Raw genomic sequence first — 8,188 nt, 5'->3', positions numbered from 1 at the left:
CTGCTGGCTTTCCAGTACTTTTCAACGGTATTCACGTCCGTCCAATAGCCGCCAAAGGGATAACCATATATACGTTTGCCAGCAGCCAGCAAAGCAGGAATGATATCTTTACTCAAATCATGGGTAGACACAGAATTGGCAGCATCGTTTGCCAAATATTGTTCTAACACCTTTCTAGAAAAAATATACACACCCATAGATGCTTGATTGTTCTTGGGCTGGCGCGGTTTCTCAGCAAAGGCTGTTACTTTTTTATCAACACCCATTTCCACTATATTAAACCAGCTAACATCTTCCCAAGGCACCTCAACCACTCCCAAGGTCACATCCGCCTGATTGCTTTTATGCTGCTTCAGCATGGCAGCATAATCCATTTTATAGATATGATCCCCGGACAGCACCAGCACATAATCAGGTTCAAATTTATCGATAAATTCAAGATTTTGATAGATGGCATCTGCCGTTCCTTTATACCATTCCCCGCCTTGCTCGGTAAAAAAAGGCGGTAAAATATGCACACCACCGCTGCTTCTATCAAGCTCCCAGGCATTGCCATTACCGACATAACGAGTTAGCAGCAGCGGTCGATACTGAGTCAAGATTCCAACAGTATCCAATCCGGAATTCCGGCAATTACTTAATGCAAAATCAATAAGGCGATACTGGCCACCAAATGGTACAACTGGTTTGGGCACTTCTTGGGTTAACACTCCCAGATGATTGCCTAAAGCCAATATCATTGCAACCCATTCCTTATTTCTCAACAAATTCCCCTCCCTGAAACTAAGCCATCTGACAGACATGATTAGCATATGCAAGGGAGGAAAATTATAGAATCAAAATTTGAAAACATAGCCCAAGAAAATCTAAAATATACCCAAACACACGAATTGCCATCCTTTTTTTTGCTTTACATTATATCCGGACATTTTTTGGACACAATAAGGGCGGAGGGATGTAAATGAATGAAATTGTTTGTATGGCTTGTCACCACTATTTTTCAAGTGAGCTAAAAACCTGCCCTGGCTGCGGCGGCGAACTGATTTTTGAGGGAGAAAACAAGAATGTCATCGACCGCCTACAGCCAAACTGCTTAATCCATCGGTACGAGGGATCTGATCTTTTAGAACCGGCCGTTGTTCTCAAGGAAACCAAAGCGAACTACAAGGTGGCAACAAAACTCAAAGAGTACGCAAAACCGCTAACAATCCCGAAACACAAAACCTATTCATTTGACCCACAAATACTAAGCGCGATTCAAGCCCTGCGCAATGAGCGTACTGCCACCATGTACCGGTATGATCAATTGATTCAGGCTCGCTGGCAAAACTTAAAACAATATAAGCCATAGCCAGCTGGCTTCTTCATAAGCTGTTATCAATTTGTAACAGCTCACTTACTGTCACAAATTGATAATCCTGACTGCGCAAGTTGTCTATAATGATCGCCACGGCCTCGGGAGTAGACAGTGGGTATTGTCCGTCATGCATCAGAATTATACTGCCTGGCCGAACACTTGCCATAATGGTATCAACCACTTGCGTAACAGGTATTTGCCGCCAGTCACCGCTATCAACAGACCACAATATTGTCGTATAACCTCGTTGATGAGCCATTGCCACAATTTGGTCGTTGTATCCCCCGCCTGGCGGACGAAAAAGCGTCGGCTTAGGCGCACCACTCCTGATAATGATTTCTTGGGAACGTTCAAGTTCTGCCGCTGCTGCCGCAAGCGGCATACGGTTCAAGTATTGGTGACTATAGGCGTGTGAGGCAATTTCATGGCCATCAGCCGATGCCTGGGCAATAATATGCGGATATACCTCAGCATTAACTCCCAAAACAAAAAAAGTTGCTTTTACTTGTTTCTCTCGCAGCACTTTCAATATTGCCGGCGTTGTTTGGGGATGCGGACCATCATCAAACGTAAGCACCACTACTTTGTGAATAGTAGACACTTTGCGAATAACTCGAAATGTATCATCGGTTACAAGTGCGGTTTCATATATCAGACTACATATTAACCCAACAACCAGCACGGCAATACTGAAAAAACTACACCTACGTAAAATACCCAATTCCAATTCCCCCTATGTAGTACTCCTTTTGGATACTACGCAAACCAGGGGCCAGATATGACAATAAGATAGCTAACCTAGGGGGTAATCCCATGTCCCGCATTTTCTTATGTTGTATCACCGTATTTACGCTTTTTCTCTGGCTGACTGCCAACCATGCTTTGGCCGCACCACCATCCCTGTCAGCCCAGGGAGCCATTTTAATGGATGCCAAGACCGGGCAAGTGCTTTATGAGCGAAATATGCATAAAAAACTGGCTCCAGCCAGCACCACTAAGATCATGACCGCCATTATCGCTATCGAAAGCGGCCGGTTGGACGAGACAACCCGGGTCAGTGTCCAGGCTGCCAGTACCGCTGGTTCTTCCCTCAATCTGTATCCCGGCCAAAGCATTACCATCCGTGAGCTGGTTACTGGGCTTTTGCTCCGTTCTGGCAATGATGCAGCGGTAGCTATTGCCGAACACCTGGCAGGCTCAGTAGAAGCATTTGTGGACATTATGAATAAAAAGGCCAATAGTCTCGGTGCACTAAATACTCACTTTCGTAATCCACATGGTCTTAGCGCACCGAACCATGTATCCACGGCATTTGATTTAGCTTGGATCACACGCTATGCGTTGAATAACCCTACATTTGCCCAGATTGTCAGCACCAAGGAAACCAACATTGAGTGGCTTGACCGTAAAGGGAGAACCCATGAACGAAATCTCCGCAATACCAATAAACTGCTTTGGATGCTAGAAGACGCTGATGGCGTTAAAACCGGTACAACCAGTGCAGCCGGTCCCTGTCTGGTTTCAAGCGCCACCCGCGGTAACCACAAACTCATTGCGGTTGTCCTGCATGATCATTCCCGTTGGTATGATTCGATGATGTTACTAAAGTATGGGTTTGACAGTTACGATCTGTATGAATACGCGGAAGAGGGAACTGTTTTTGGCGCATTACCTGTTGAAAATGGTCTGACAGGTATAGTAGATGCTATCGTAGCTTCTCCTGCAGCCCTGGTAGTCAATACAGCCGATTATGACTCAATAGCGGTTGAAGTGGATTTGCCAGAAAAAATAAAGGCCCCGGTATACCAAGGCCAAAAAATCGGTGAAATTGTATTCTATGTTCAGGATAAAGCAGTAAAAACCGTTGATCTGGTTGCCAGTAGCGCGGTGGAAGAACGCACCATCAGCAAAATCGTACTTAGGCAATGGCTGAATACTTTGCGCCGCCTATCCAACTGGGGATTATTATAGCCAAATTACTCTACCAACCATAGCGTAATCAACAGCAGCTTCCTCCAAACGCTTCGCGGCAAAAATCTCAGAGTTATTATGTAAATATAATTTTATGTAAATTTCAGTAAAGTAATAGAACCTCACCTTGACGGTGGATCCGGCGGGTGTATTTTCCATACAGTCCATATTGTCTGTACTCTCGCTGTTTATCCATTTCAGAGACTACAGAGGCTTACGGTAGAAAAAAGGTAAATAATGGCCAAACCCGATATCTCGGAAATTGAGGATTGCCTCCGTACCGCCAACAAACAATACCCCACCCGGTTTCAGGGAGGCGAAAAAGCGTCGATACAGATTGTCTTTGGCTGCCTCAGTAAAATAAATGACAACATTGCGACACAAAATCAGGTCAAATCCGGTTTCAAAATTGTCGACCAGCAGATTGTGTTGCCTAAATTCTACTCTTGAACGAATATCATCATTGATAATCGCCTTGCCGTCTACCTGCTTAAAATATTTATTCAGTCTGGCAGGCGGTATATTTTTTAATTCATTAGCTGTATAGATACCCTGCTTAGCCTTGGCAAGCATCTCCCTATCAAGGTCTGTTGCCAAAATACGATGTCGCGTATGCGGTGTCAGGTCATTTAGCAAAATCGCTATTGAATAGGGTTCAGCACCAATCGAGCAGCCAGCACTCCAAATATTTAGCTTAGGACTCTGTTTCAATAGATCAGGAATAACCTTTTTCTCTAATTCTTCAAACTTTTCCGGTGTCCGGAAAAATTCAGTCACATTAATGGTAAGAAAATCGATAAAATCTTTGTATAGTTTTTGATCGGCTTCCAGCTTATTAAAAAAATCAACATACCCTTTAGCACCGTGGCGGCTCATCATATTGCCGATACGACGCTGCATTTGCGCTGGCTTATAGTCATTAAGGTTAATACCTGACTTTGCATACAGTTTCTGCTTAAACAACTCCCAATCTTTGTCGCTCATGGAACCCTCCCTGTTTTGTCTAAAAGCAATCTATTATGATGTAGAAATTCGACAGTACACAGGGGTTTTCCTACCTAGGTATCATTAGCTAACAATAATAATTACCGCCCCCCAGTAAGCTTAAACCAATATACTGCCGGAAGACGGAAAAAAGGGTTCATTTTTCACCAATGTCCATTGATAATACTTGTTGCTATATATATTTCCGTATGGTGTATATTTTTTTGTTGTAATATTATGGTCTTCACAAACTTAATTTTACAACAAAAAACTGCAGCCAGAAGTAACTGGTTGCAGTTTTTTCTATTAGGGGGGAGTCTTAACGCGACAGCCCCTTGTTAGCATTACGCTAGGCCAAAATTTCTTCCACTGGGGTGTATGGCAAATTATGGGCTTCAGCCACACCCTTGCAGGTAATTTTTCCATCATATACATTAAGGCCTTTTGCTAAACCGGCATCGGCTTTAAGAGCAGCCTTCCAGCCATGATTGGCAATTTGGACAGCATATTCAAGAGTAGCATTCGTTAAAGCAAGGGTAGAAGTACGGGCTACAGCACCAGGCATATTAGCTACTGCGTAGTGAATAATTCCGTATTTTATATAAATAGGATCGCTATGGGTTGTTACTCGGTCAATGGTTTCCACCGAACCGCCTTGGTCAATGGCTACATCAACAATAACCGAACCGGGTTCCATAGTTTTTACCATTTCCTCGGTAACCAGCTTTGGCGCTTTTTTACCAGGCACCAAGACAGCACCAATAAGGAGGTCAGCTTTTTTAACCCAGGTTGCAATATTATAACTATTAGACATTACGGTAGTGACGCGGCCACCGAATATATCGTCAAGGTATACCAGCCGTTCTGCCGATTTATCAATAATTGTCACACGTGCGCCCAGGCCAACAGCCATTTTAGCAGCATTAGTCCCAACGGTGCCGCCGCCAATAATGACAACCTGAGCTGATTCGACCCCAGGCACACCACCTAATAAAATACCTTTACCGCCAAATGGCTTTTCTAGGCAGCGGGCGCCGACCTGTACCGCCATCCGCCCTGCCACCTCACTCATGGGTGTTAAGAGGGGCAAGGTATTGTTGCGCTCAATGGTTTCATAAGCAATACCTGTCACTTTCTTAGCCAGCAGCGCTCTTGTCAGTTCTGGCTCAGGTGCCAAATGCAGATAGGTAAACAGGATTTGTCCTTCATGAAACAAATCATATTCAGGTGCTAACGGCTCTTTTACCTTAATAATCATTTCCGCTTGATTAAACATAGCTTTCTTATCAGCAATAATTTGCGCCCCGGCTTTTGCATAACTTTCATCAGAAAAACCACTGCCTACGCCAGCACCTTGTTCAACAAGGACAGTATGCCCGGCCTTCTGCAAGGTCTCAACCCCAGCCGGAGTCAGAGCTACCCGGCTTTCGTTGTTCTTAATTTCTTTTGCTACACCAATAATCATCCCTTGACCGACCTCCTTTGCAAATGCAGATGCTCTTAAATAGCTAATGAAAATCTTACTAAGTATTCTCCTTAGCAGTTATCTTTTATTGCCTCTATTAGGCCCCTGCCCTAACTGCTAATATTCTTAGTGTATGGCTCAGGGGCTTCCCGCTCAATGCCACCTTCATCCCAAAGATATTTTTTTGTATCTGCCACAATAACACCACTGAGCGCAATTAGCGAAACCAAGTTGGGAATCGCCATCAAAGCATTCATGGCATCTGCAAAATCCCACACCAGCGTCAGCGAAGTCACCGAACCAACAAATACTGCCCCAACCCAGACAAACCGATATGGCAAAATTGACTTTTTACCAAACAAATACTCTACTGCCCGTTCACCATAATACGACCAACCTAATATAGTAGAGAATACAAAAGTCAATAAACCTACAGTAAGCACAATCGGCCCAATAACCGGAATTTGAGCAAAAGCGCCTTTGGTCAAAGCCGCACCAGACAGTTGATTAAGGCCTACCGGATTATCCATAACACTGGTTACAACCACCAGCCCGGTCATAGCACATACTACCACAGTATCCCAGAAAGTACCAGTCATAGATACTAGCGCCTGTCGCACCGGATTTCTGGTCTGAGCGGCAGCCGCCACGATGGGAGCTGAACCTAAGCCTGATTCATTGGAGAATAAACCACGGGCAATACCATAGCGCATGGCCATCATGACAGTTGCGCCGATAAAACCGCCGCCAGCAGCATGCGGTGTAAAAGCTGACTGAACAATAAGCGAAATCGCGGGAACCAGATAGTTTATGTTCATAACCAGAATTACTGCACAGCCGATGACATAGAAAATCGCCATAAACGGAACCAGTTTCTCGCAAACATTCGCAATGGATTTAACGCCACCTAAGATTACCACTGCCGTTATTATAGCCAAAAGTATACCTGTTACGTAGGGGCTTATGCCTGCCGTTTCTTGTAACATGGCAGAGATAGAATTGGCTTGCACCATGTTGCCAATACCGAAGGCAGCAATCGAAGTAAAAATGCAAAACAAAACAGCCAGCCATTTCATGTTAAGGCCATTTTCCAATGCATACATAGGCCCACCCAGCATAGTGCCATCCGAAGTTTTGACCCGATAGCGGACAGACAACAGCGCCTCAGCATATTTTGTAGCCATACCAAATACTCCGGTAAGCCAGCACCAAAATACAGCGCCAGGCCCTCCCAGACCAACAGCAGTAGCCACTCCAACAATATTACCGGTACCAATCGTGGCAGCAAGCGCCGTTGTCAGCGCCCCGAATTGGCTTACATCCCCTTCACTGCCTCGATCCTTACTGACAGAGAGTTTAATGGCCTTCCATACGTATTTTTGGATAAATTTCAGTCGAAAAGTTAGAAAAAGATGAGTTCCGAATAATAAGATAAGCATGGGAGGACCCCAGAGATAACCATTGAGCCAATTAATAAAATCATGTACACCCTGCATACATATCCCTCCTTTTTTTCTAATAGTGGCTTACTTAACTTCGCTGAGCTGGTAATCACCTCCTTACATATAGTTATTCTTTATTGAAAATTTATATTATTTATTTGCAAAGAGTCCTCTGGCAGAACTTTTTTTCTCTTTTTATTGACGATGTAGCGTTTTAGCCGTCGATGTAGATGCGGGGAACCCGCTTGCCAACCATGCAGACAAGTTCATAATTAATCGTATCCAACGCCTCGGCTACCTTATCGGTTGTTAACTCAGGTACCCCAAACAAAATAGCGGTATCGCCGACTTTGACTTCAGAGATATCAGTAACATCAACCATACATTGATCCATGCAGATCATGCCGACCAAAGGAGCATAACCGCCATTGATCCATACATCCGTTTTGCCGGACAATCCTCTTCGCCAGCCATCTGCATAACCGATAGGCAAAGTAGCAATTTTACGCCTAGTCTTAGTAATATATTCCCGTCCATAGCTGATGCTAGTTCCTGTCGGCACCGACTTAACATGTGCTACCCGGGCCTTGAGACACATAGCCGGTTTTAGCCTGATACTTTTGGTTACTTCCTCTGACGGCCATAGTCCATACATAATAATCCCAGGCCTAACCATGTCGAGCTGCGTCTCAGGCAATTCCAAAGTGGCAGCACTATTAGCAATATGTCGAATAGGAATACTAATTCCTTTGGCAATTATACGTTGCAGAGCTTCTTCAAATTGAGCATATTGATAATGGGTATAGCTTTTATCAGCCTCATCCGCAGTAGCAAAATGCGAAAAAACTCCCTCGATTTCTACTCCTTCCATACCTGCAACCGCTGCAGCAAATTCACCTGCCTCTTCCGGCAAAATACCAATTCGCCCCATACCTGTATCAATTTTTATATGTAATTTTACCTTTTTAC

The 8,188-nt window shown here is 44.3% G+C and carries 8 protein-coding genes; 2 read left to right on the top strand and 6 right to left on the bottom strand.

Annotated features, from left to right (window positions below; genetic code table 11):
* Positions 1-764 (bottom strand): sugar phosphate nucleotidyltransferase (locus AC29Z1_RS10170; protein ID WP_488271352.1); only part of this gene is annotated, 764 nt, incomplete at its 3' end.
* A gap of 197 nt (positions 765-961) precedes the next feature.
* Between AC29Z1_RS10170 and AC29Z1_RS10165 the strand changes: the two genes are divergently transcribed.
* Positions 962-1,351, top strand: a complete 390-nt coding sequence (locus tag AC29Z1_RS10165) for a hypothetical protein (protein WP_488271351.1) — start codon at positions 962-964, stop codon at positions 1,349-1,351.
* Positions 1,352-1,364: 13 nt separating this feature from the next.
* Here the strand turns inward: AC29Z1_RS10165 and AC29Z1_RS10160 are convergent, their stop codons facing one another.
* Positions 1,365-2,078, bottom strand: a complete 714-nt coding sequence (locus tag AC29Z1_RS10160) for a polysaccharide deacetylase family protein (protein WP_488271350.1) — start codon at positions 2,076-2,078, stop codon at positions 1,365-1,367.
* A 92-nt stretch (positions 2,079-2,170) separates the two neighbouring features.
* Here AC29Z1_RS10160 and AC29Z1_RS10155 point away from each other — a divergent pair, with 92 nt between their 5' ends.
* On the top strand, positions 2,171-3,328 hold the full coding sequence (locus AC29Z1_RS10155) for a D-alanyl-D-alanine carboxypeptidase family protein (RefSeq protein WP_488271349.1): 1,158 nt from the start codon (positions 2,171-2,173) through the stop codon (positions 3,326-3,328).
* Positions 3,329-3,532: 204 nt separating this feature from the next.
* Here AC29Z1_RS10155 and AC29Z1_RS10150 read toward each other — a convergent pair whose 3' ends face one another.
* From AC29Z1_RS10150 to alr, 4 genes are all read right to left on the bottom strand, one after another.
* Positions 3,533-4,312 carry a CheR family methyltransferase gene (locus AC29Z1_RS10150; RefSeq protein WP_488271348.1) on the bottom strand — a complete coding sequence of 260 codons (780 nt, stop codon included), beginning with the start codon at positions 4,310-4,312 and terminating at the stop codon, positions 3,533-3,535.
* Positions 4,313-4,661: 349 nt separating this feature from the next.
* The gene (ald, locus tag AC29Z1_RS10145) at positions 4,662-5,777 is read right to left on the bottom strand and encodes an alanine dehydrogenase (RefSeq protein WP_488271347.1); all 1,116 of its coding nucleotides are present in this window, start codon (positions 5,775-5,777) and stop codon (positions 4,662-4,664) included.
* Positions 5,778-5,887: 110 nt separating this feature from the next.
* Positions 5,888-7,273: an alanine/glycine:cation symporter family protein gene (locus tag AC29Z1_RS10140; protein ID WP_488271346.1), complete on the bottom strand. Its 1,386-nt coding sequence runs from the start codon at positions 7,271-7,273 to the stop codon at positions 5,888-5,890.
* 160 nt (positions 7,274-7,433) lie between these two features.
* A partial coding sequence (gene alr, locus AC29Z1_RS10135) for an alanine racemase (RefSeq protein WP_488271345.1) occupies positions 7,434-8,188 on the bottom strand: 755 nt, incomplete at its 5' end.

The sequence above is a fragment of the Sporomusa sp. genome (genome assembly GCF_057736855.1).
Note: the sequence above shows the minus strand (reverse complement) of the source record. Positions and strands in the feature narration are given on the sequence as shown.